The sequence below is a fragment of the Prolixibacter sp. NT017 genome (genome assembly GCF_009617875.1).
In the GTDB taxonomy this organism is placed as follows: Bacteria; Bacteroidota; Bacteroidia; order Bacteroidales; family Prolixibacteraceae; genus Prolixibacter.
Genome location: NZ_BLAV01000001.1, coordinates 1,135,040 through 1,156,896, shown reverse-complemented (window position 1 = coordinate 1,156,896; position 21,857 = coordinate 1,135,040). Strand labels below are relative to the sequence as shown.

18 protein-coding genes are annotated in these 21,857 nt (G+C 45.7%); 10 read left to right on the top strand and 8 right to left on the bottom strand.

What is annotated here, in order from left to right:
* Positions 1-49 precede the first annotated feature (49 nt).
* Complete coding sequence (locus GJU87_RS04795) at positions 50-946, bottom strand: ABC transporter ATP-binding protein (protein WP_106542009.1); 897 nt, start codon at positions 944-946, stop codon at positions 50-52.
* A gap of 474 nt (positions 947-1,420) precedes the next feature.
* On the opposite strand from GJU87_RS04795, the gene GJU87_RS04790 reads away from it, so the two are divergent.
* Positions 1,421-2,977 carry a glycosyltransferase family 39 protein gene (locus tag GJU87_RS04790; protein ID WP_194831441.1) on the top strand — a complete coding sequence of 519 codons (1,557 nt, stop codon included), beginning with the start codon at positions 1,421-1,423 and terminating at the stop codon, positions 2,975-2,977.
* A 5-nt stretch (positions 2,978-2,982) separates the two neighbouring features.
* Here the strand turns inward: GJU87_RS04790 and GJU87_RS04785 are convergent, their stop codons facing one another.
* The 5 genes from GJU87_RS04785 to GJU87_RS04765 form a co-directional block, all read right to left on the bottom strand.
* On the bottom strand, positions 2,983-3,252 hold the full coding sequence (locus tag GJU87_RS04785) for a cytoplasmic protein (protein WP_153638459.1): 270 nt from the start codon (positions 3,250-3,252) through the stop codon (positions 2,983-2,985).
* A 9-nt stretch (positions 3,253-3,261) separates the two neighbouring features.
* Positions 3,262-4,014, bottom strand: coding sequence for a DUF72 domain-containing protein (locus tag GJU87_RS04780; protein WP_153638458.1), 753 nt, complete (start codon positions 4,012-4,014; stop codon positions 3,262-3,264).
* 153 nt (positions 4,015-4,167) lie between these two features.
* Positions 4,168-5,289, bottom strand: a complete 1,122-nt coding sequence (locus tag GJU87_RS04775) for a glycerate kinase (protein ID WP_153638457.1) — start codon at positions 5,287-5,289, stop codon at positions 4,168-4,170.
* 53 nt (positions 5,290-5,342) lie between these two features.
* Positions 5,343-6,452 carry a cellulase family glycosylhydrolase gene (locus tag GJU87_RS04770; protein ID WP_153638456.1) on the bottom strand — a complete coding sequence of 370 codons (1,110 nt, stop codon included), beginning with the start codon at positions 6,450-6,452 and terminating at the stop codon, positions 5,343-5,345.
* Between the two features lie 52 nt (positions 6,453-6,504).
* Positions 6,505-9,066, bottom strand: coding sequence for an SEL1-like repeat protein (locus GJU87_RS04765; RefSeq protein ID WP_153638455.1), 2,562 nt, complete (start codon positions 9,064-9,066; stop codon positions 6,505-6,507).
* A gap of 219 nt (positions 9,067-9,285) precedes the next feature.
* On the opposite strand from GJU87_RS04765, the gene GJU87_RS04760 reads away from it, so the two are divergent.
* Together GJU87_RS04760 and GJU87_RS04755 are read left to right on the top strand one after the other, a co-directional pair.
* On the top strand, positions 9,286-9,555 hold the full coding sequence (locus tag GJU87_RS04760; RefSeq protein ID WP_194831440.1) for a hypothetical protein: 270 nt from the start codon (positions 9,286-9,288) through the stop codon (positions 9,553-9,555).
* Positions 9,556-9,625: 70 nt separating this feature from the next.
* The gene (locus tag GJU87_RS04755) at positions 9,626-10,165 is read left to right on the top strand and encodes an HD domain-containing protein (protein WP_153638453.1); all 540 of its coding nucleotides are present in this window, start codon (positions 9,626-9,628) and stop codon (positions 10,163-10,165) included.
* Between the two features lie 69 nt (positions 10,166-10,234).
* Here the strand turns inward: GJU87_RS04755 and GJU87_RS04750 are convergent, their stop codons facing one another.
* On the bottom strand, positions 10,235-10,708 hold the full coding sequence (locus tag GJU87_RS04750; RefSeq protein WP_153638452.1) for a superoxide dismutase [Ni]: 474 nt from the start codon (positions 10,706-10,708) through the stop codon (positions 10,235-10,237).
* Positions 10,709-10,813: 105 nt separating this feature from the next.
* On the opposite strand from GJU87_RS04750, the gene GJU87_RS04745 reads away from it, so the two are divergent.
* Positions 10,814-11,971 carry a serine hydrolase gene (locus tag GJU87_RS04745; protein WP_153638451.1) on the top strand — a complete coding sequence of 386 codons (1,158 nt, stop codon included), beginning with the start codon at positions 10,814-10,816 and terminating at the stop codon, positions 11,969-11,971.
* Between the two features lie 9 nt (positions 11,972-11,980).
* Here GJU87_RS04745 and GJU87_RS04740 read toward each other — a convergent pair whose 3' ends face one another.
* Entirely contained in the window at positions 11,981-14,617 is a 2,637-nt protein-coding gene (locus GJU87_RS04740) for a putative LPS assembly protein LptD (protein WP_153638450.1), read from the bottom strand.
* 151 nt (positions 14,618-14,768) lie between these two features.
* Between GJU87_RS04740 and GJU87_RS04735 the strand changes: the two genes are divergently transcribed.
* The 6 genes from GJU87_RS04735 (at position 14,769) to pyrB (ending at position 21,857) form a co-directional block, all read left to right on the top strand.
* On the top strand, positions 14,769-15,968 hold the full coding sequence (locus GJU87_RS04735; protein WP_153638449.1) for an N-acetylmuramoyl-L-alanine amidase: 1,200 nt from the start codon (positions 14,769-14,771) through the stop codon (positions 15,966-15,968).
* A 69-nt stretch (positions 15,969-16,037) separates the two neighbouring features.
* Positions 16,038-17,297 carry an MlaD family protein gene (locus tag GJU87_RS04730; protein WP_153638448.1) on the top strand — a complete coding sequence of 420 codons (1,260 nt, stop codon included), beginning with the start codon at positions 16,038-16,040 and terminating at the stop codon, positions 17,295-17,297.
* A 352-nt stretch (positions 17,298-17,649) separates the two neighbouring features.
* Positions 17,650-19,080 (top strand): chromosomal replication initiator protein DnaA, encoded by a 1,431-nt coding sequence (dnaA, locus tag GJU87_RS04725; protein ID WP_106542029.1) that lies wholly within the window; start codon positions 17,650-17,652, stop codon positions 19,078-19,080.
* Between the two features lie 81 nt (positions 19,081-19,161).
* Positions 19,162-20,022 carry an EamA family transporter gene (locus GJU87_RS04720; protein WP_153638447.1) on the top strand — a complete coding sequence of 287 codons (861 nt, stop codon included), beginning with the start codon at positions 19,162-19,164 and terminating at the stop codon, positions 20,020-20,022.
* Between the two features lie 3 nt (positions 20,023-20,025).
* Positions 20,026-20,640, top strand: a complete 615-nt coding sequence (locus GJU87_RS04715) for a YigZ family protein (protein ID WP_153638446.1) — start codon at positions 20,026-20,028, stop codon at positions 20,638-20,640.
* A 305-nt stretch (positions 20,641-20,945) separates the two neighbouring features.
* Positions 20,946-21,857, top strand: a complete 912-nt coding sequence (pyrB, locus tag GJU87_RS04710) for an aspartate carbamoyltransferase (RefSeq protein WP_153638445.1) — start codon at positions 20,946-20,948, stop codon at positions 21,855-21,857.

The window sequence follows — 21,857 nt, the reverse complement described above, 5'->3', positions numbered from 1 at the left end:
ATCGTTGTTTCTTTAGCGTTAGGATTTTAAGATAATAACCGGCAGACCCTTATTCTTCATGCCAGCGTTGATTTAGTTCATGCTCCATGAAGTTCACGTAAGCATGCTCTAGGTTCGGTTCAATCTGTTCCCCGGCGTAACCATTCACGTCACGGGCAACCACCTGTACTTCCCAGCCGGACTCAGCCGGAATAGAAGATATAATGGGATACTTTTCCTGTATCTCCTGGTATTCCGTTTCGGTAGCCGAAATCTGCCACACATTTCCACGGGCCATTTCAATCAGCTTATCCGGAGCACCATGATAGGCCAGAGAGCCTTGGTTCAGCAGGGCCATATCGGTACAAGTACTGGAAATATCGCCCACAATGTGCGTGGAAAGAATGATAATGACTTCCCGCTCACTGATAGACGATAGCAAATTCCGGAAACGGATGCGCTCCTCCGGGTCGAGTCCGGTAGTCGGCTCATCCACGATGATGATTTTCGGTTCGCCAATCAGTGCCTGCGCAATACCGAGACGGCGTTTCATACCACCTGACAGCTTGTTGGCCATGCGGTTACGGGCTTCATACAGCCCAACCTCTTCCAGCATCTGTTCTACCGCACTCATCCGGGCTTTCCGTTGTTTGATACCCGCCAGACGAGCACTATAATCCAGGAATTCCCAGGTAGTTAGTTTCGCAAAGAAGCGGAAGTCCTGGGGCAGATAGCCCAACATATTCCTGATTTCGCGACGATGCTTCTGTAAATCGAGGCCATTGACCAGCACCTGCCCTTTCGAAGGTTTCATCAGGGTAACCAAAATGCGCATCAGGCTCGATTTACCGGCACCATTGGGACCGAGCAGACCAAACATGCCGTTTCCGATCTCGAGCGATACCTCTTTCAGAGCATGATTCCCATTCGGATAAATCTTATTCAGATCTTTAATCTCAATGTTCACACGTGTAGTTTTTGAAGTGTTAACAATCGATTTTGTATTAGCTAATTCTCGAAAAACGATCCCTGCGATGTGAAATACATTCAGATGTATAGCGCTGAATAAGCTTTTAGTCAGAAGCTTGCATTTTCACAGGAAAGGAACGTCTTAGAAAGATTAGTTTCTTTGATACTATTGGTAGTAAAAGGTTTAAAAACGTTACATAATAAATTTAACGGATTTTAAAGGTAATCATAATTTCATCTTTAACCACCTGAAATTCAACGAATCGATAAAAAGAAAAAAGAAAAATCAGCTAAAACACATGATTACAGTTGGTAAGCCGTATTTTTGCCCCGAAATTAAGATTAGACAAAATGAAACGAACATTAATTTCTATCATCCTATAATACACAAATGAGGATGGTTAAAATTGATGTGAGTTCCTGAATGTGTAGAGACTTTTTGAACATTCAGGAATCAAAAAATTTCAGACAGATGAAAACTGGTAAATATCTTCCTATATTTCTATTTTTTGCCGCCTTTTTCCTCTATACGGCTGGTATCCGCTACAATCCGATATACATTCTCGATGAATCGAAAAATGTGGAATGTGCCCGGGAAATGTTTACCCGTAACGATTTGATAGTTCCTACGTTTAATGACCGGTTGCGCACCGACAAGCCGCCATTGCACTATTATTTTATGATGGCCGCTTTCAAAGTTTTTGGGGTGAACGAATTTGCTGCCCGTTTCTTTTCGGCTATCATGGGAGCACTGACGTTGCTTATCACATTTTTGTTTACCCGAAAATATGCCGGAGAAAAAACGGCCCTGCTTACCTGGCTTATCCTTATCACATCGCTGAATTTCTCCATCGAGTTTCATTTAGCGGTCCCCGATCCCTATCTTATATTTTTCATGACGTTAACCCATTGGGCTTTTTTCGAGTTCTACCAAAAACGAACATGGCCCTGGCTCATCACGATGTACGTATCGCTTGCCTTGGCAATCCTCGCCAAGGGACCTGTTGCTCTTGGCTTCGCCGGCCTAAATGGGTTGCTGTTTTTAATTCTGAAACGCGATTTCCGCTGGCAGACCATCAAACAATTCCGCTTGCTTTTGGGAGTTGTCGTAACCGGAATCATAGCCATTCCGTGGTATGTTAAAGTTGGGTTGGCGACTAACGGTGAATGGACACGCCAGTTCTTTTTCAAACATAATCTCGACCGTTTTTCCAGCGAAATGGAGGGACACGGTGGCTTCTTCCTGTTGACCGCTGTTTTCGTCTTACTGGCCTTTCTCCCGTACACTGTTTTTCTTTTTCAGTCCTACCGGGAAGCATTTCGCCAACGCAAAAGCAACGACTTGATTTTGTTTGCAATGATTGTTTCGGTGGTCATCATCGTTTTCTTCTCGATATCTTCCACACAGCTGCCCAACTACCCCATGCCGGCTTATCCGTTTGTAGCCGTGCTCATTGGTTATTACCTCAGCAACGTCAAACTAAAAATGAAAGGCCCGTTATGGATCAATCTGGGCGTTGGTTTACTCATCCCGATTGGCGCTTTCGTTGCCATGAAACTGGATAAAAGTCTTGTTCCGGTAGCCAACCTGGCCTGGTTATTTTTGGTGATTCCTGCCGGAGCCGCATGGGCATTGTACGATTTCTACAAGCAACGCAGTCAACAGCGAATTTTCACGGCACTTTCCGCTGGTTGGATCATGGCCGGACTACTCTTTTTCCTGGTAGCCTTCCCGGCAGTAAACCGGCAAAATCCGGTACAAAAAGCGCTTACGGTGATGGATACCAGTCGCCCAGTTGCATTCTACGGACGATTTAATCCAGCCTTTGCCTTTGCCCTGAAGAAACACATACCCGAAATGAAAACGCCGGAAGAGGTCAGTACTTTCTTCCAGAAGCACCCGAATGGTTATCTCATCTCAATTACAAAAGTACAGGATGAATTGAAATCGCTTCCGCTAAAAGAGATTGTTCACCAGAAGGATCTGTTCGAAAACAAGACTACGCAGGTTTATCAATGGGTAAAATAGAAAGCTCAAGCCTGTAGGTTCATGCTTTCGCCCTTGACAACGAGGTACCAGTGATCGGGTTTCATTTCGTGTTTTAACAGGAAATACTGGCCATTCAGAGTCTCTACCTTGAAGTAATTGGCAGCAGGCCATTCGGCGTGACTGTCGGTCTGATACCAGCGATCGAGTATTTCTTTGATGTCGAAACAGATATTGCCCCAATAAAAACAAATGGGGTATTCGTCTGCTTTGTAGCCGGAATAACACTCAACCTTAACCGGTATCAAATCGTTCATCGTGCCAAACTAATTTTGGTCGTTCATCATCAAATCTCTTAGTTCCATCGCGTTTTTCACAGCATATCCTTCAAAATCGTTATTGAAGAATACCCAAACTTCTTTTCCCTCATTTATCCAGTTCTTTATTTTCGTTGCATATTCCTGTAACTCTTCCGTGCGGTAATCGGTAGCATACAACTTTACATTACCATGAAGACGGAGATAAACGAAGTCGGCAGTAACCACCTCGGCCCACGGATAGCGTTTCCCTGAATCGGCCATCACAAAAGCCATATTATTTCGCCTAAGCAAATCAAAAAATTCGTCGCGCAACCAGGAATCATGTCTTACCTCGATGGCAAACTGATACTCACTAAACTGTTCACCCAGGTAATTCAGAAAATCGGTTAGCCTGGGCAAATCATAATGTAAACCTGGCGGAAGCTGAATCAACACTGGCCCCAGACGTGTGGCCATGGTATCAAATACATCGAAGAAATTCAGCACAGCTTCCTCAGCATATAACAAACGTCGCTGGTGTGTAATAAAACGACTCATCTTCGGACAAAAGCGGAAGTTTTCCGGCGTGCGGTCCATCCATCCGGAAGCAGTTATCTTTTTAGGCAAGTGGTAAAAGCTGGAGTTCAGTTCCACGCAATCGAACTGTGTCAGATAATGTTCAAGGTATTGGGCCGGTTTCACTTCCGGAGGATAAAACACACCATTCCAGTGCTTGTAGCTCCATCCCGAAGTGCCGATATGTAAGTTATTGAAATCCATCTCACCAATCTTTTTTTTCGCCGCTACCGGTAAAGTTATGAAATCGGGAGGGGAATCTGTAATTCACCACCGGTGCATTTTGCAATCCCTTTCCACTGCCAGTAGCTCCGCATCAACAGAGCTGAATAGTAGAGTAATGAAAATCTGACAATTTCAAGATTTCAGCATCTCCTCAACAAGTTTTTCTGTCCGGTCTACTAAAAGCGCATAAGCTTTTTGCATCGCATCTTCAAATGTAGTCTCATCGTTTTTAATCGCCTCAACAGCAACGATGGGCAAATCGTTGATTTCGCCAGATGTTAATTCGCAAATACCGGACACAACGCCGAAAGGTTTATTGAATTGCAGAGCCCGTTCCATGGTACCCTTGACCACTTTTCCTTCCAGTGTTTGTCGGTCGAATTTTCCTTCGCCCGAGATGAGCATATCGGCTTCCTGCAGCAGCTGATCGAAGTGCAGAATTTCCATGATGGTTGTTATCCCTTTCTGTGGTTTTGCTTTCAGGAAAATCATGGCACCGGCTCCCAATCCGCCAGCAGCACCTGCTCCGGGAATGTTAGCCACATCAAACTTCCACTCCTGTTTTATCAATTCGCTAAAATGCTTCAAGCCACTGTCCAGCATTTCAATCTCTTCCTGATTAGCCCCTTTCTGCCTTGCAAAAACATACGCGGCTCCATTCGTTCCGTATAACGGATTTTCTACATCGGTAACCAATACAAACTCCGTATTAGCCACTTCCGGATGGACTTCACCACGAATGGACACAATCTTCTCCAGAGAAGAACCTATTGGCTTTAGTTCGTTGTTATTCTTATCGAAAAAACGGTACCCCAATGCCTGCGCAACACCCAGACCACAATCGTTCGTTGCACTGCCCCCCACAAACAGGTAAACTTTTCGGGCACCTCGCTGCAAAGCATCAATAATCATTTCACCCGTCCCTAGTGTAGTTGTGGAAGCGGCATGTTGTTCCTCTTCCTTCAACAACAGCAAACCGGAAGCTGAGGCCATTTCGATATAAGCCGTATCCTCCTGCAAACCGTACCATGCTTTCACTTTCCGAAATAAAGGCCCCGTCACTTCGTGATAAATTCGCTTGAAATGAAGTTTCGATTCGATGGTTTCCAACGTCCCGTCACCACCGTCGGCTAAAGGCAACATATCGACCTGTGCCAAAGGTATCACCTTCAGAATTCCCTCCTTAACGGCATTACAAGCCTCCATGGCAGTCAGGGAACCTTTGAATTTATCAGTGGCAACTAAAAACTTCATCAAATTAGCAACTTACCGTCTGTTTCTCCAGAATTTAGCTTTCTTCAATAATTTTACGAACGGTACTTCTGTAACAATTCCAGCATTTTCCGATCGAGCTGGTTACCGCGGAAGTTTTCGTATTCCACATCTTTCCGGCCTGAATTGAAGATACCGAAATCGCCCTTTAGGTTCCAGAGGCTCCATCCCCAGCCCATTTCACGCCACAGCGAAAGAAAGTCCTCCATCCAGCTCAGGCAGATTTCATGCGGAGTATATTTATAACATCCCCATTCGCCCACATGCACATTAACCCCTTTCTTCATCAACGGACGCCAGGGATCGATCTTTTCCTTTCTGAGCACTTCTTTATTCCAGCTTTTACCGTTCTTGTCAGTAAACGGCCAGGATGGCTCCGGCCAACTATCGGGAGTGTAACCGGGAACCCAACTCGCCCAGTAGTGTGAAACCTGCATCGGGTCGTAGCCACGACAACTCTGCACGAGACCCAGTTCTGCGATTTCCGGAACCGGATCGCGTCCCACATTAATTCCGTCAGCAAATATCAGACGTCCCTTGTCTTCCTCACGAATGGCTTCCACCAGTGCTCTAACAACACGAGCATAGTTTTCGTTCGATGTGACGGGAGGCTCATTGATTAGGTCGAAACTTAAACGACGGTTCGGAATTCCTTTGTAACGCCGGGCAATATAGCGCCAATGGTAAATGGCCGCCTCAAGAGCTTTCTCCTTCTCGGGCCCATAGAACAAATCGATGGGTTCCAGTCCCCGACCATTGATGCAGTAGCCCGGAATCCGGTGAAGGTTCATATTGATATGAACATTATATTGATGTCCGAAATTCACCGCTTGGTCGATATCAAGGAAGACCTTTTCGTTGATATCCATCCATTTGTCCACTTCCGGTTTTGACCAGTTCCAATACGACATGGGCAGACGGGCAAAATTGAATCCCAGCTCCTGCATCAGGGCAAAATCCTCTTCATCATATTTCCGGTTGGGTTGATTTCCCGAAAACTTGGCCAACAGATTAAAACCATACCAGCGGGGGATCTTCCCCGGGCGAATATCCCTTGCTTCATCGAAAGCCAAAGCACTGCCCGAAGCAAGGAGTGTTCCGGCTGTTGCCAGTCCGGCTCGTCTCAAAAAGTCGCGTCTTTCCATCGTATGTTGGTTTTGTTAGTTCAGCTTATCAGGAAATCGTCTTTTTCTACGCCTAACTTATATTTCCTTTCAGAATATTCCCTTCAGCATCGGTTATCAGGTAAGGCATCCAGTATTCCAACGCGGCAGGGCCTTCGGGAAGTTTATCCATGTGCAACAACTCAGCTGCAGTAAGCCAGCCACCGACGGACGCATCTTCCAACAGCTCCCTGGCTTTGTCAACATCTTTACGTACTCCCAAACCTGCGAGATAGAGCAACGCCTGGTTAAAACGGGCCATTTCATCGCCACTGTCAGCCAGTTCGGTTAATTGCTCCAGACAAGCTTTAAAATCAGGTCCGTTCAACTCTCCTTTTTTCAGGAAAGTGGCCTTATTCAATTTAGCCGCGCGCAATCCACCATCCGCAGCTGTGTTCAACCATTTCCAGGCATCCGCCGGATTGCGTTTTTCCAGTTCAGGCAAGACCAATAAGGTTGCCAACAGGTTAGCTGCCGGCAGGAATCCGTCTTTCGCTGCCGGCTCCAGAAATGAAATCGCTTTCGAATAGTCGGCCTTCTCATCTTCTCCCGAATACAAACGCCCCAGCATAAAGCGCGACTCATTATCGCCGCCATAGCCACCTTTGGCAAAACATTCGGCCGCCTTCACCGGATCGGCTTCCGTTCCTTCGCCATCCAGATAAAGTTCGCCAAGCGTTCGCCAGGCTTCAGAGAAACCACTTTCGGCTGCTTCGCGGTAAAGCGCAAAAGCTTTTTCCTGATCTTTCGGGACACCTTCGCCATAGAAGTACATTCCGGCCAGATTATATTTGGCTTCCACAGAGCCTTCCTCAGCAGCCTTCTCAAACAATTGAAATGCCTCTGAATAATTTTTCTCCAAACCTTCGCCCATGTAATAGAGCACACCAAGGTTATATTCGCCCAAAGCAAAACCACTGTCCGCCGCCTTCTGATACCATTTGGCCGCTTCTTCCAGGTTCACCTCAACGCCTTTGCCCTGATGATAGGCGTTGCCTAAATTATTCATGGCTTCCGGAATATCTTTTTCCGCCGCAAGGCGATACATCTCCACAGCTTTTTCCACGTTGGCATCTGTTCCCCGGCCAGCTTCGTAAAGCACGCCCAGATTAAACAGAGCCCGGGCATAACCTTCGTCGGCTGCTTTTTGGTACCAGTTAAATGCCTTTTCGGGATTTTTCTCTACCGTGATGCCATTTTCGAAGTAAACGCCTACACGGAACATGGCACCGGGCACGCCTTTCTCAGCCGCATCCATAAACCACTGGAAAGCTTTTTCCTTATCGGACCAATAGCTCAGTCCTTTCTCATGCAGAATGCCCATCAGGTAGGTAGCACGAGGATGCCCGGCTTCGGCCGAACGACTGAAATAATCGGCCGCAGCATGCTCGTCTTTCTCGGTGATTTCTCCGGCCAGGCAGAGACTGGCGTAGCGGTATTGCGCCTCAACGACCCCCTTATCCGCCGCACGTTTGGCATAGTCAACAGCTTTCTTCGTATTTACTTCAACATTCTCACCCTTTTCATACAGATATGATAACCGAAGCATGGCCTCGGCATTACCGCCCAGTGCAGCTTTTTCGAGCCATTCGGCACCTTCCGATTCTGCTTTTTCGAGGTATTGGTTCGCAATAATTTCCTGTGCTGGCGCATACCCTTTGTCGGCTGCCACCTGGTACCATTCGTGCGTTTCGCCCAGCTCGTCCAACAGGCGTCCAAGCAGAAACATGGCCTCCATAAAATTGGCATCGGCCGCTTGTTCCAGGTATTTCTTCGCCAGTTCGATATTTTTCTCAACCCCCAGTCCTTCGAAAAGTATTTTTCCCATTTTCATGGAAATATCAGCCGGCAGAGGATCATCAATTTTTGAGAACCAATGATAAGCCAGAGCATAATCCTGCTCCGTTCCCCTTCCTTCGTAATAGAAACGACCGACTTTACCGCAGGCTTCCGGATAATCTTTTTCAGCGGCTTTCAAATACCAATCAAATGCTTTTGACAATTTTACGGGCACCGACAATCCTTCTTCGAAAACCTCCCCGATTTTATACATCGCCGGAGCATAGCCGGCCTTCGCCGATTCGTACCAGTTATCAACGGCCTCTTCCAAATCGCGACGGCCGCCTTTCCCAATACGAACCAGTCGTCCGAAATTATACTTCGCAATAATGTCTCCCCGCTCAGCTCCCCGTTCATACCACTCAAAAGCTTTCTCATCATTCTCCTCGAGGCCGATGCCGGTTTCGCGCATTTCTCCGATGTAGTTACAACCATCGGCACCGCCCGCACGGGCCGATTCGAGAAACCATCGAACCGATTTAGTGGCATCTTTTTGCCGGTTCTCGCCCGTATAATACCACTTCCCAATGGTTAGGGCGGCATCCGAAAAGCCATTCTCCATCAACTTCCCGAAAGCTTCGTATGCCGTCTCCCATGAGTTCTCCTGCTCATAGAAGTCGAGGAATATCATTGCTGGCTTATAACCGGTAACGAACGCTTTTTCGATGCGTTTCAGGCCTTTTTCCGCCTTGCCTCTCTTCAGCAATTCCAGACCTCGCAGAAATAATTTGTTTTCGGGGAAACTATTTTCAGTCATTGTTTATCGATTTAACAGACTCTAAAAATAACGTAACCAGTTAACAGAATGAAAAGGTTCAGTAGAAATTCTGTCATGTTTTTTTTGAGAGGCTGCTTCTTCGTTCACCATCTTTCCGATAATTTCGTTTTATTTTTCCTGCCGAATCGTTGAAAGATTTGAAGCCAATATCCCAGTCCTTCTCATCCAATACAGCTTACAACAATGAATCATACTCCCATGACGCCAACCGGTACCAGGGCGTTGGTGGCCGGCCCACACCAGGGTGTAACCACCGGTGGGGATCGTCCGCTAAGAGGTGGGCAGACTTCGCTGAGTGGTGGGGATCGTTCGCTATGTGGTGGGCGGACTTCGCTGACTGGTGGGGACTGTTCGCTATGTGGTGGGCAGGCTTCGCTGACTGGTGGGGACTGTTCGCTATGTGGTGGGCAGACTTCGCTGACTGGTGAGGAGACTTCGCTAAGAGGTGCGGAAAAACCGCCCGGATGAAAAAAGATATTGGCCGCAGTATTGCGGATATTTCGAACAACCGGTTAATTTTACCCGAAACATCAGGAGCATGGAACCACTGAAAATTATTGACCGTTACTACCGAAAAAATACTCAGGCATACCAAATTCTGGTCACTCACAGTCATTTGGTTACCGAAAAAGCGTTATGGATTGCCCAGCGTCATCCGGAACTCAATCCCGATTCGGATTTTATTGCCGAAGCCGGCATGCTGCACGATATCGGCATTATTAAAACCCATGCTCCCGATCTCGGATGCCACGGCGAACTTCCCTATTTGTGCCATGGTTATTTAGGGCGCGAAATACTGGAAACAGAAGGCCTGAACGACCATGCCCTGGTATGCGAACGTCACACCGGAGTGGGCATTACGGCAGAAGAAGTGGTAAAGAACAAACTCCCTCTGCCTGAACGTGATTTTGTTCCGGAATCGGTAGAAGAACAAATCATTTGCTTTGCCGATAAATTCTTCTCCAAAAGCAAGGACCTGAAAAAAGAAAAATCGCTCGACGAAATCAGAAAATCAATGGGGCGGTTCGGACAGAAAAATATTAACCGTTTTAACGAATGGTGCGAATTATTCCTGTAAAACAGGAACAATAACAACAAAACAAAAGGCAGGAAATCTCCTGCCTTTCTTCCTTACCTAAACTTTCTATCAGTGACTATGTTCGTGCTCTGCCCCTTCGAAGTACAAAGCGGCAAATTTATCGACTACATCGTTCATCATCCCGATGTATTTCAAATCAGTAGTTTGCTTCGCCTTCATGGCATACACGCATAATTCGTGCAGTAGTCCCAGCATTTTTGTATTCTTCTTTTGTTGTTCAGGCTCGTCGCTCAACTTGATACGCTGAAACATAAAGTACTGTGTCGCGGTATCCTGTATTTTGGTTGCATGCTCGTCTTTATTGGTTACCCAACGAACCAACTGGTTATAATTAACAGGAGTTTCACCTGATAATTGGGTTACCATTTGCATACTTTTTTCCACTGTATGGATGTCTTCTTTTAGCAGCTGAATACGAAGCGAATCGCCATAAATTCCACAGGGAATTTCACAGTGGGCCTTCGCCTCACCCGAAAACATAGCAAGAAGAGCGAATAGGGTAATAAACACCAATTTTTTCATAATATCAGGTTTTAATCGTTAGTTAATTTGCGTACTATTAACACGGTAAGTCATTCATTGTTCAACAATAACAGAATACAGCTGTTTGAAAACAAAAAACAAAGCTTGGCACTAACTAAACGACAACGGGGACGCATATTTTTCTCATTAAGCCTGATAATTATCGGATTAGTGATTGCGTTTGTCATGCCTCGTTTCAGCAGACGAATTCTGATGTACCGCACACCGGGGTACGACGATTACAAACTTTTCGATAACCAGAAAATTGACACCGGTAGTGTTGAGCCATGGTCTGTGCTTCCAAAGAAAAGCCAGATTCCGCTTAGCGAAAAACAGAAACTCTACCTTGCAGCGGGCCACACTTTTAGCTTTGTAGTTGTTCACCAAAACCAGATAGCTGAAGAATACTACTCGCAGGACGCGGGTGCTAAATTCCGGCCCAACTCATTTAATCTTACGCAGGGAATTCTTTCCTTACTGGTCGGAAGCGCCATTCAGGATGGCTACATTAAAAGCGTCGACCAGCATGTCAGTGATTTTTATCCGGAGTTCTATGAGAAGATGAACCAGGGCATTACTATCCGGAACCTTCTGGAAATGACATCCGGACTACAACCTGCGCAAAATATGATCAAACGCTGGCCCTTTTCCCTTCAGGCTTATTATGCCAAAGACCTGAACAAACGAATCCTGAGAATGAAATCATTGGAGCCGCCGGGCGAAACCTGGCATTTTACCAGTGCCAACGCGCAATTGCTGGCCATGGTCATCGAAAGGGCCTCAGGTATGAAAATATCAGACTACCTTGAAAAGAAACTCTGGATTCCCCTGGGATGTGCTGAGCCGGCTCTTTGGTCGGTTGATGACGCCGGAAATGTGAAAGCATTTTGTTGCTTCTTTGCTACCGCGAAAGATTTAGCGCGTATTGGTCAGCTTATTCTGAACGAAGGCTACTGGGATGGCAGACAAATTGTATCGCGGGATTACCTCAGAAACATGATTACTCCGGTAGAAGGATTGCGCAATGCCGCCGGCAAAGAGGTTAACAGCTGGGGCTGGTACTGGTGGATTACTAATTACCGTGGGCGGCAGGTTATTTTCAGCCGTGGTCAAATGGGACAATACCTGATTATCGTTCCAAAAGAAAACATGATCGTTGTGCGTCAGGGCGAACTAGGCTCGCCCGATTTCACGCGCATCAATATTCCCGAACTATACCAGTTGCTTGACATTGCATTTCAAACGTCCGGCGTGGTTCTCTGAAAAGATATCCTAATTATTATCGTAGAAACTTTGACGTTTGTTCAGTTTCAAATCCTTCAGCAGCGCCGAACTGGCCCTGATGGTGAAACTGTAACTTCGGCGGTATCCGAACGGAATCAGGTTGAGAGACATCTGCCAGCAGTGCAGGTCGCGGAACACATTAAATTGCGTAAACGTCACCTGGTTGTTGCCAATATCGTAGCCCGATGAAAAGCCGATTTTCCACTTTTTCGTCAGGTTCACGTTACCCGAAAAATCGACCGTGGAAGTAATATTAGCATTTATGTCGGGCCTGGTTTTACTGTACCGGAAGCTGTAATCGAGGCGAACATCCCACGGCAAATTGAAGTCTGCATACTCTGGGTATTCCCCGGGCAGAATTTTTCCCTGTCCATCATCCACCGCTTCCTCGCCCGGGGTTTTCCCGTTCTTATCATCGTTTTTCTTCGACTTAAAAGAAAGGCCAAATGAAAGGTTTGCCGATGTCAGACGAGCTAACTTACCCGTCTGGTTCACTTCGAAGGTATTGATACGTCGCCCGTCGACCATGGCATACGGATCGAAAATAGCCCCAAAGTTGATGTTGGTTCCCGCCACTTTGGTCCGGCCTCGCAAACTGATGTTCGATAAATTCAATGAATCGGCTGCCAGATTATACGAGCCACTCAGCGAAAGCTGGTCGAGAAGCTTGATTTTTTTGTAAGCATCCTTGCTGGTGGTATCTTTCTCCGACTTCAGCTTTTTCATTTCCAGCGTATTGTTCAGGCTAAAGCCGATGGAACCGGAACGTCCGCTTCCCGCCGTACCGTAAAGGGCACCATCGTGATACGGATACCTGATTAATTCAGGTCTTCCAAGGGAGTCATAAACAGCCACAGTTCCGTACATGCCATAGCGAGGATCACTGAAATCGGGGCGCATACTGAAGCTGATACTGGGCGTCATCACGTGCCGGATACCCTTGATTTTGCTGTTCGGATTTTTCGGAACATACGTACCATACAACTTGGTAGACGCTCCCACGCTGAACGAATAATCGTAATCGCGTGTAAAGCCGTATATGGTATCGGTAACCTGTAATCTATTGGTATCGTAATTATAATCTTTCCGTATTTGTTTGGTGTACCACCGCTCGGTATAGTTAAACGACGGACTAACGGTAAAGAATTTCAATGCCTTGAATGAAGTGCTAATCGGGATATTCTGCTTAATTCCGTTTTCCCAGTCGGTAATAAAAGAGGAATTCAGCAGGTCGTATTCCTTCATGTTGGTCCGGTTCTGAATATCGGCCGTATAACTCACACCAATCTTCTCGTACCACTTTTCCCTCCCTGCACGGTTCTTCGACTTGAACGGATATATACGATTCATATTGATCGTCATCTGCGGCAGCGTCAGGCTAATGGTCGTATCACGACTGTTCTGCGAATGTCGCAGGTTAGCCGACATGGAAAACGGCGAATTTTCCCACCGCTTGGTATATGAAATACTCGACTGTTTGGTGTTTGTCAGGTAATTCTGTGTTGAATACGAGTTGTTTTGGTCATACGAACTGGTAGAGAAGTTCACACTGGCACTGAACGTCTGGTTTGGACTGGCCTTGGGGTCCATCCGGTGGCTCCACGTAATGGCAAAATCATTCTGCGTTTTGTACCCGGGAAGACCTTTGTCACCAAAAACGTTCTTGTAATATTTCAGGTCAAAGCTTCCGCTGAACTTGTATCGAAGCTTGTAATTGGTATGAAATTTTATTCCCCGGGAGCCTTTCGAATAAATATCGCCTCGAAGCGCCACATCGAAATAGTCGCTGGCCGCCCAGTAGTAACCGAAATCGCGCAGGAAGAAACCACGGTTCTTCTCTTCACCGTATGAGGGCATCAGAAAACCGGAAGAATATTTCGGCGAATTCGGAAAGAATCCAAACGGAATAATGGCAAAATAAAGTGGCAAATCCTCCACCACCAGATAAGCCGGACCAGTGATGATCTTTTTATTGGAAATTACCTTGGCTTTTGTCATTTCCAGGTAAAAGTGCGGATGTTCGGCATCACAGGTCGTGTATTTACCATTTTTCAAACAGTAAGTCGAATCGTTAACCAGTTTGGTTCTTTCGGCCTGTACATAACCTCCCTGCTGTTCGGTGGTCACACCAAATACAATTCCCTTTTTTGTTTTGAAGTTGTACCTAATCTTATCTGCCTGAAACTCTTCGGAACCTTGCTTGAAGTTGGGTTTTCCCTGAATGGTTCCCGTTGAGTCGGGCATACCGACTGCATACACTTCGCTGCTATCGAGGTTCAATTCGATGTAAGCCGCCTTTAATTGAATATCTTTATAATTGACCTGGGCATCACCATACATGAACACCTTTTTCCCGGTGATGGAAAAATCCAGCGAATCGGATGCTGTATAGGTGATTTCTGCGTCAATGGATTGTACTTGCTGTGAAGATTGCTGATCTTGCTGTTGATTCTGACTCAGCGAATCAGGAACCGAAGAAACATTGGTTACGGGCTGCAGCCGGGGATTCACATTACCCGAGCGCAACTGAGGTGTTTTCCGTTCAACCGGTTCCTGAGCATAAGCCATCAACGAATTAAACAACAGGATGACAAAGAAAAGATATAATCGATGATTTTTACCCAAAATCGTGTCTATTCAAATACGTTTAACCTACCGAATCAGCGATAAAATTATGTAGTGCAAAAGTAAAAAAACCTCCTTTAGAATTGGGGTCTCCCTAAAAATTATTTAATCTTTCTATTTTTGTAGTAGTTATGATAAAGCAAGCGACAAAATGTACATTATAAATTCCCTCTACCTCAATAAAATAAAAGATCTGAAAAAGATCGTCCTTCTCTTAATGGGAATGGCCGCTCTGTTCACGGAGCCCGCTTTTTCCCAGCCGGGAAACGATCCAAACTACAAACTGAAAACAGTTGTTTTGGACGCAGGTCACGGCGGTCGCGACCCCGGAGCCATGGTCGGAAAAAAGATGGAGAAGGATATAGCTCTCGGTATTATTTTAAAATTAGGTCATTATATCGAGAAATACATGCCGGACGTTAAAGTCGTGTATACCCGCGACGGCGATTTTTTTGTTCCATTGTACAAACGTGCTGAAATCGCCAACAAAATAAAGGCCGACCTATTTATCTCCGTTCACGCGAATATTTGTGGTACGCCGTCTATTCATGGTACCGAAACCTATGCGCTGGGATTGCACCGAACAGAAGACAACCTCGAAGTTGCCAAGAAAGAGAACAGCGTAATTTTGCTCGAGAAGGATCACACCACACGGTACGAAGGTTTTGATCCCAACTCCTCGGAATCATATATTATGTTTGAATTGGTTCAGAATGAATTCCTGGACCAGAGCCTGATGTTCGCTTCCGATGTGGAAGACCAGTTCAGAACCAGGGCTGGAAGACGTGACCGCGGCGTTCGCCAGGCGGGTTTCCTTGTACTCCGCGAAACATCAATGCCCAGCGTATTGATTGAAACCGGCTACATGAGCAACAAAAAAGAGCTGAACTACCTCGAAAGCGATAACGGAAGAGCCATTATTGCATCGGCCATATTCCGGGCATTCCGAAAATACAAGGAAACCATCGAGGCACGCAGCAAGTATCACACACAGCTTGTTGAAAACAAAAAGGAGGAAGTCAAGCCCGCCATCGACTCGTTGGCTGTTTCCAAACGGGACACTGTTGACCTGTATAAAGGAGTCGTATTTGCCATCCAAATCGCCGCTTCCAAACGAGAACTGAAACTCGAACCGGAGAATTTTAAAGGGGTCAAATATCTGTATCGAATCAAGACAGACGATATTTATAAGTACCTCACCAGTGCATCGACCAACGAAGATGATGTGCAGAATCAACTGCAAGAGATTCAGAAAAAGTACCCGGATGCTTACGTGGTAGCATACGAAAACGGACATCCGGTTTCCATGCAAAAGGCGCGAAGAAAAGTCGCTGCAGAAGCATCAAAGTAAAATAGTGCTTTTTTTATCAGGATTTTCCTTTTTACTTTTGTTTAGACTCTATATCAATCTTAGCCACGCATGAAAATTAGTAAGACCACAAAAATCGGTATACTCACTGTGGGTAGCCTCGCGATACTTATCTGGGGAGTCAACTTCCTGAAAGGACGTGACCTGTTCAAATCAGAGAAAATATATTACGCCCGGTATCATAACGTTGGCGGCCTCGAAGCCTCATCGGATGTAAGGCTGAACGGCTTCAAAGTAGGTTACGTCAGCGACATCTATTTTAAGGAAGATCGCTCCGGTGATCTCATGGTCAAACTGGCCATCAACAAGAACTTCGAAATCCCTAAAGGAACCGTAGCTGAAATTGTCAGCACAGACCTTCTGGGCTCACGTTCCGTAAAGTTGACGATGGGAAAAAGTCAGCAGTATTACCAACCATACGATACACTTCGTACTTCCGTGGAGGCTGACCTGAAGCAACAGGTAAGTGAGGAGTTAGCCCCGATTAAAGCAAAAGCTGAAAACTTGCTAGCCTCGCTCGATTCAGCGATTACTGTAGTTACCTATGTATTTAATGACAAAACCCGGGACAATCTGCGGGAAAGCTTCGCCCACATCAACAATACCATTCTTAATCTCGAACAAACATCCAGGAACCTGAACTTGCTGGTTGCCGCCCAGAAAGAAAACATGGCCTCGACCATCACCAATTTGAAAACGATAAGTGAGACGTTGAACAACAACACCGACAACATTAACAATATCATGAAAAATCTGTCGAACGTAAGCGACACACTATCAGCACTGCAGCTGCAAGCCTCGTTGAGCAAGTTCGACGATATGCTCACCAACCTGGATGAGATTATGACCAAAGTGAATAACCAGGATGGAAGCCTGGGATTACTGGTAAATGACCCGATGCTGTATAACAATCTTAACCGGATAACTCAAAACCTGAACCGGTTGTTGATCGATTTACGTCAAAACCCGAAACGTTTTATCCACTTCTCAGCGTTCGATCTGGGCAAAGAAATTTACCTTACCCCGAAGCATACTTCGCAACCTAATGAGAATGTGAAATTTAGGGTTCTATTGGTAAGCAGCACTTCAGCAATACCTATGGAATCAGCTCTATTTAAGCCATTTAATGATGTTGAAGAGGTCAAATCAGGTAAGTACTTTAACTATTTTATCGGGAATACCTCATCGATTGAGCAAATTAGAACCATTTTAAATAAGGCACAAAATGTCTTTCCCGACGCCTCGATCGTGGCATTCAAAAATGGGAAAAAAATCAGATTAGAAAGAGCGTTAAAAAAGGTTAACAAATAAATTTCATTCCAATTTCATTTTTTTTAAATTCGATAGCTGAATAAAATCGGAAATAGCCTCCCGGTAACCGAGCCTGCCGCATCACTACCGGGAAGATTCCAAAAACCAGCTTAGCGAATGAATTCACAAAAATCTACTTACCAAGATTTTGTGGCTCATGCTAGAACTCAAACAATTGACTACTAGATAGTTAATTTATTTTTGTTTTTTTACTTTTTTAATAAACTGAAGTCTAAACCGATACTAAAATGCAAGAGTCGATGGAATTTTTTTCAGGCTAATTTTTTATAACCTTTGTCTTGGGAAATGGAAATAATAACAAAGTTGAACTTCTTTTAAGCCTGCTGCCTAAATGAACAACGACCATGAAAAGGCCTGGGAAAATTGCCTCAGGATTATTAAGGACAACGTTCCTGCCATTAGTTTTCGGACATGGTTTGAACCTATTGTTCCGGTAAAATTGGAAGAGAATGTATTGACGATTCAGGTACCGAGTCCGTTTTTTTACGAGTACCTCGAAGAGCAATACATTGACATTTTACGTAAGACCCTGCGAAAAGAGCTCGGGACTGGGGCCAAGTTGGAATACAGTGTTGTGGTGGATAACAACAATACTGTTAACAGCAAGCCTTATACCGTGAAGCTGCCGACAAACAACAACAAGAAGATTAAAAACCGGCCGCTTTCAGCTCCCCTCACGCAAGAGGAAAAATCTATCAAGAATCCGTTCGTGATTCCCGGCATCCAGAAGTTGCACATCGATCCGCAACTAAAAATGGATAATACCTTCGATAATTTTGTGGAAGGTGAATGCAACCGGCTGGCCAGGAGTGCCGGTTTCGCGGTAGCACAAAACCCGGGAGGAACAGCTTTCAATCCCCTGATGATTTACGGTAATTCGGGACTTGGGAAAACCCATTTAGCGCAAGCCATCGGGATTGAAGTAAAAGAGCGGTACCCCGAAAAAGTAGTGCTCTACGTAAATGCCAACAAATTCCAGACACAGTTTGCGGAAGCGACGCGGAACAATAACCGTAACGATTTCCTGCACTTCTATCAAATGATTGACGTATTGATTATTGATGACGTGCAGGAATTCGCCGGCAAGGAAAAGACACAGGAAACATTTTTCCACATCTTTAACCATCTGCATCAAACCGGAAAACAGCTTATCCTGACGTCGGATAAGCCGCCGATTGAACTGAAGGGACTGGAACAGCGTCTTTTGTCGCGATTCAAATGGGGATTGACTGCTGATTTGCAGATCCCCGATTTTGAGACCCGCATGAACATCTTGCGGAAGAAAATCTACAAAGACGGTATTGATATACCCGAAGAAGTCCTCGAGTACATTGCTTCGCATATCAATACCAACGTCCGTGAACTGGAGGGAGCCTTGATTTCGCTCCTCGCCCAGGCAACCCTGAACAAAAAAGAGATTACGCTCGATCTGGCCATCAAGATGGTGAACAAGCTGGTGAAAAATACCCGGCGCGAAATCTCCATCGATTTTATTACAAAGGTAGTGTGTGACTATTTTGGTATGCCAATCGACAGCTTACAGGCCAAAACACGGAAACGTGAAATTGTACAGGCCCGGCAGATTGCCATGTTCTTTTCGAAGAGCATGACCAAATCGTCGCTGGCGTCCATCGGTTCGCAAATTGGCGGAAAAGATCACGCGACCGTGCTACATGCCTGTAAAACGGTGAGTAATCTGAAAGATACGGACAAAAACTTCAGGGTATACATCGACGAAATTGAACGCAAGCTGAAGATGTAATGCTTCATTAAGTGATTAAAAAAGCAGGCCTCCGGGTCTGCTTTTTTTTATATTTTCGTGTCCGTAAAATATCGCAAATCCATGCACTACCTGCTACTAAGTATTTTATCGTCGACGCTTATCTTTTTCATATTCAAATTCCTGGAAAAGTACAAAGCCGACCTGTTTCTGGTCATCCTGCTGAATTACATTACCGCGTCGGTATTAGGATTCCGGCTGGTTCCTCATTTGCCTTCGGTAACCACGATTATCAAAGCTGGCTGGCTGCCCTATGCCCTATTAATTGGTATCCTCTTCATTGCCATCTTCTTTTTGATAGCCCGCTCTTCGCAAAAGGCCGGGATTACCATTACGGCGTTGGCGGCCAAACTCTCGATGGTCGTACCCATTCTCTACTCCATCCTGTTCTTTGGCGAGCGGGTAACCATTTTCCGGATAATCGGAATTGTCACCGCCATCCTGGCCGTACTTTTAGCTATCTATAAACGAAACGGAAAAACCAACTGGAATGCCGTTTTATTGCCAGTCGTCATCTTTCTGGGTACCGGAGCTGTCGATTCGATGGTGAAATATGTGCAACAGGTTTATGTTCGGGGAACCACAACAGCGGTCTTTACCACTATCCTGTTCGCTACTGCAGGAATTATTGGCTTAGTGGTAACCCTCTTTAAACGTCCCGGCTGGAAAGAGTTCTTTCGTCTTCCCGTTATTGCCGGAGGAATTTTCCTGGGAGCAGCCAATTTCGGTTCGCTCTATTTCATGATTCATGCCCTTTCGTACAGCGGATTGGCCAGCTCGGTGGTTTTCGGTCTGAATAACATGTGCATCGTTGCCTTCTCTACTATTCTCGGCATGCTCTTCTTCCGCGAAAAGCTGAGTACTGTTAACTGGACCGGGATTATTCTCTCATTCATCAGTATCTTTATCCTCGTTTACATTTGATTCATGGAAACAACCGATACATATCTGACCATTGCCGAACCATCAGAAGGACTTTACAAGGATAAGGGTAGCAAGTTTATCGCTTACGCTTATCCCGTTTTCACGGAAGAAGAAATCAAGGAAATTCTGAACGAGCTAAAAAAAAGTCATCACAACGCTCGTCATCACTGCTACGCCTGGCGACTGGGAGCCGATATGGAACGTTACCGGGCCAACGACGATGGTGAACCTTCGGGCACCGCTGGTCGTCCCATTCTCGGACAAATTCGCTCGAAAGAGCTCACCAATATCCTGATTGTCGTGGTTCGCTATTTTGGCGGAACGCTGCTCGGCGTGAGCGGGCTCATTAAAGCTTACGGAACCGCCGCCGAAGATGCACTTGAGCAAGCCGAAATCACCGAACGCGTTGTGGAAGATTTGCTTGAAGTGAAGTTTGAATATCCTGCGATGAACGACGTGATGACCATCATCAAAGACGACAACCTGGAACAGCTGGAAACGCAGTTTGAGCTGTCGTGCCGCATTGTGCTGGCCGTGCGTCAGTCGTTGAGCGAAACCATCACCGAAAAGTTATCGTCACTGGAACAGACTAAGGTCGAATACATTGGGGTTCGATAAACAAATTGTGAATAAATTTTGAATTGAAATTGAAATATTTCAAAACCAGTTTCCCTATCTTTGTCTCTAATGAAAAAAGATCAGCCATTAGCAATTGATGACATTCGGTTGTACGAACCATTTCGCTTTCGAAATAAACTCAGGCGATGGGAAGGGCGTTCTCTTCATTTCTTCGCAGATCGATCATTTCGACTAAAGATATTTCTTTCAAAAGAAACCAACAGAGCCATTTTCAATTGGAACTGTTGGTTTTTTTTTGTCCGCAATTTTAAAACACCATTCAATAACTTGTAAACGTAGCTCCAATGAACGCACAAAATCTGATTTCAATTACCGACTTTTCGAAAGAAGAATACATGCGCATCATGGAATTGGCAGCCGATTTCGAAGCCAATCCCGACCAGCGACTTCTTGACGGAAAAGTGGTAGCCACCCTTTTCTTTGAACCATCCACCCGAACCCGCTTAAGTTTCGAAACGGCCATTAACCGCTTGGGTGGAGAAATCATTGGTTTTACCGATTCGTCATCTTCCAGTGTCACCAAGGGGGAATCATTGCACGACACCATCAAAATGGTGAGTAACTACGCCGACCTGATTGTGATGCGTCACCCGCTGGAAGGAAGTGCCCGTTACGCTTCCGAAGTGTCGGACGTGCCGGTCATCAACGCTGGTGACGGTGCCAATCAGCATCCCACTCAAACCCTGCTCGACATGTATTCTATCGTGAAAACGCAGGAGACGCTCGACAACATCAACCTGTTTATGGTAGGTGACCTGAAGTACGGCCGGACGGTGCACAGTCTGCTCATGGCGATGTCGCATTTCGACAACCCTATTTTCAACTTCATCGCTCCGCCGGAACTGGCCATGCCCAATGAGTACAAAATGTACCTTCAGTCGAAAGGCCTGCGCTATTTCGAGCACACTGAGTTCACCGACATCATCAGCGAAGCCGATATTATTTACATGACGAGAGTCCAGAAAGAGCGCTTCCCCGACCCGGTTGACTACGAAAAAGTGAAAAACGTTTACATCCTGCGCAACAAAATGCTGAAACACACCAAGGACAACCTGCGCATTTTGCACCCGCTGCCCCGCGTGAACGAAATCCATACCGATGTAGACAGCAATCCGAAAGCCTACTATTTCGAACAGGCCCGAAACGGCGTTTACACCCGTATGGCCATTATCGCTCATTTGTTGAACCTGAAATAA

Coding starts and splice junctions, on each gene's coding strand:
- GJU87_RS04770 (WP_153638456.1), bottom strand. CDS start 6,452: ATGGAAAGACGCGACTTTTTGAGACGAGCCGGACTGGCAACAGCCGGA.
- dnaA (WP_106542029.1), top strand. CDS start 17,650: ATGAACAACGACCATGAAAAGGCCTGGGAAAATTGCCTCAGGATTATT.
- pyrB (WP_153638445.1), top strand. CDS start 20,946: ATGAACGCACAAAATCTGATTTCAATTACCGACTTTTCGAAAGAAGAA.
- GJU87_RS04730 (WP_153638448.1), top strand. CDS start 16,038: ATGAAAATTAGTAAGACCACAAAAATCGGTATACTCACTGTGGGTAGC.
- GJU87_RS04790 (WP_194831441.1), top strand. CDS start 1,421: ATGAAAACTGGTAAATATCTTCCTATATTTCTATTTTTTGCCGCCTTT.
- GJU87_RS04755 (WP_153638453.1), top strand. CDS start 9,626: ATGGAACCACTGAAAATTATTGACCGTTACTACCGAAAAAATACTCAG.
- GJU87_RS04760 (WP_194831440.1), top strand. CDS start 9,286: ATGACGCCAACCGGTACCAGGGCGTTGGTGGCCGGCCCACACCAGGGT.
- GJU87_RS04775 (WP_153638457.1), bottom strand. CDS start 5,289: ATGAAGTTTTTAGTTGCCACTGATAAATTCAAAGGTTCCCTGACTGCC.
- GJU87_RS04785 (WP_153638459.1), bottom strand. CDS start 3,252: ATGAACGATTTGATACCGGTTAAGGTTGAGTGTTATTCCGGCTACAAA.
- GJU87_RS04715 (WP_153638446.1), top strand. CDS start 20,026: ATGGAAACAACCGATACATATCTGACCATTGCCGAACCATCAGAAGGA.
- GJU87_RS04750 (WP_153638452.1), bottom strand. CDS start 10,708: ATGAAAAAATTGGTGTTTATTACCCTATTCGCTCTTCTTGCTATGTTT.
- GJU87_RS04780 (WP_153638458.1), bottom strand. CDS start 4,014: ATGGATTTCAATAACTTACATATCGGCACTTCGGGATGGAGCTACAAG.
- GJU87_RS04720 (WP_153638447.1), top strand. CDS start 19,162: ATGCACTACCTGCTACTAAGTATTTTATCGTCGACGCTTATCTTTTTC.
- GJU87_RS04735 (WP_153638449.1), top strand. CDS start 14,769: ATGTACATTATAAATTCCCTCTACCTCAATAAAATAAAAGATCTGAAA.
- GJU87_RS04765 (WP_153638455.1), bottom strand. CDS start 9,066: ATGACTGAAAATAGTTTCCCCGAAAACAAATTATTTCTGCGAGGTCTG.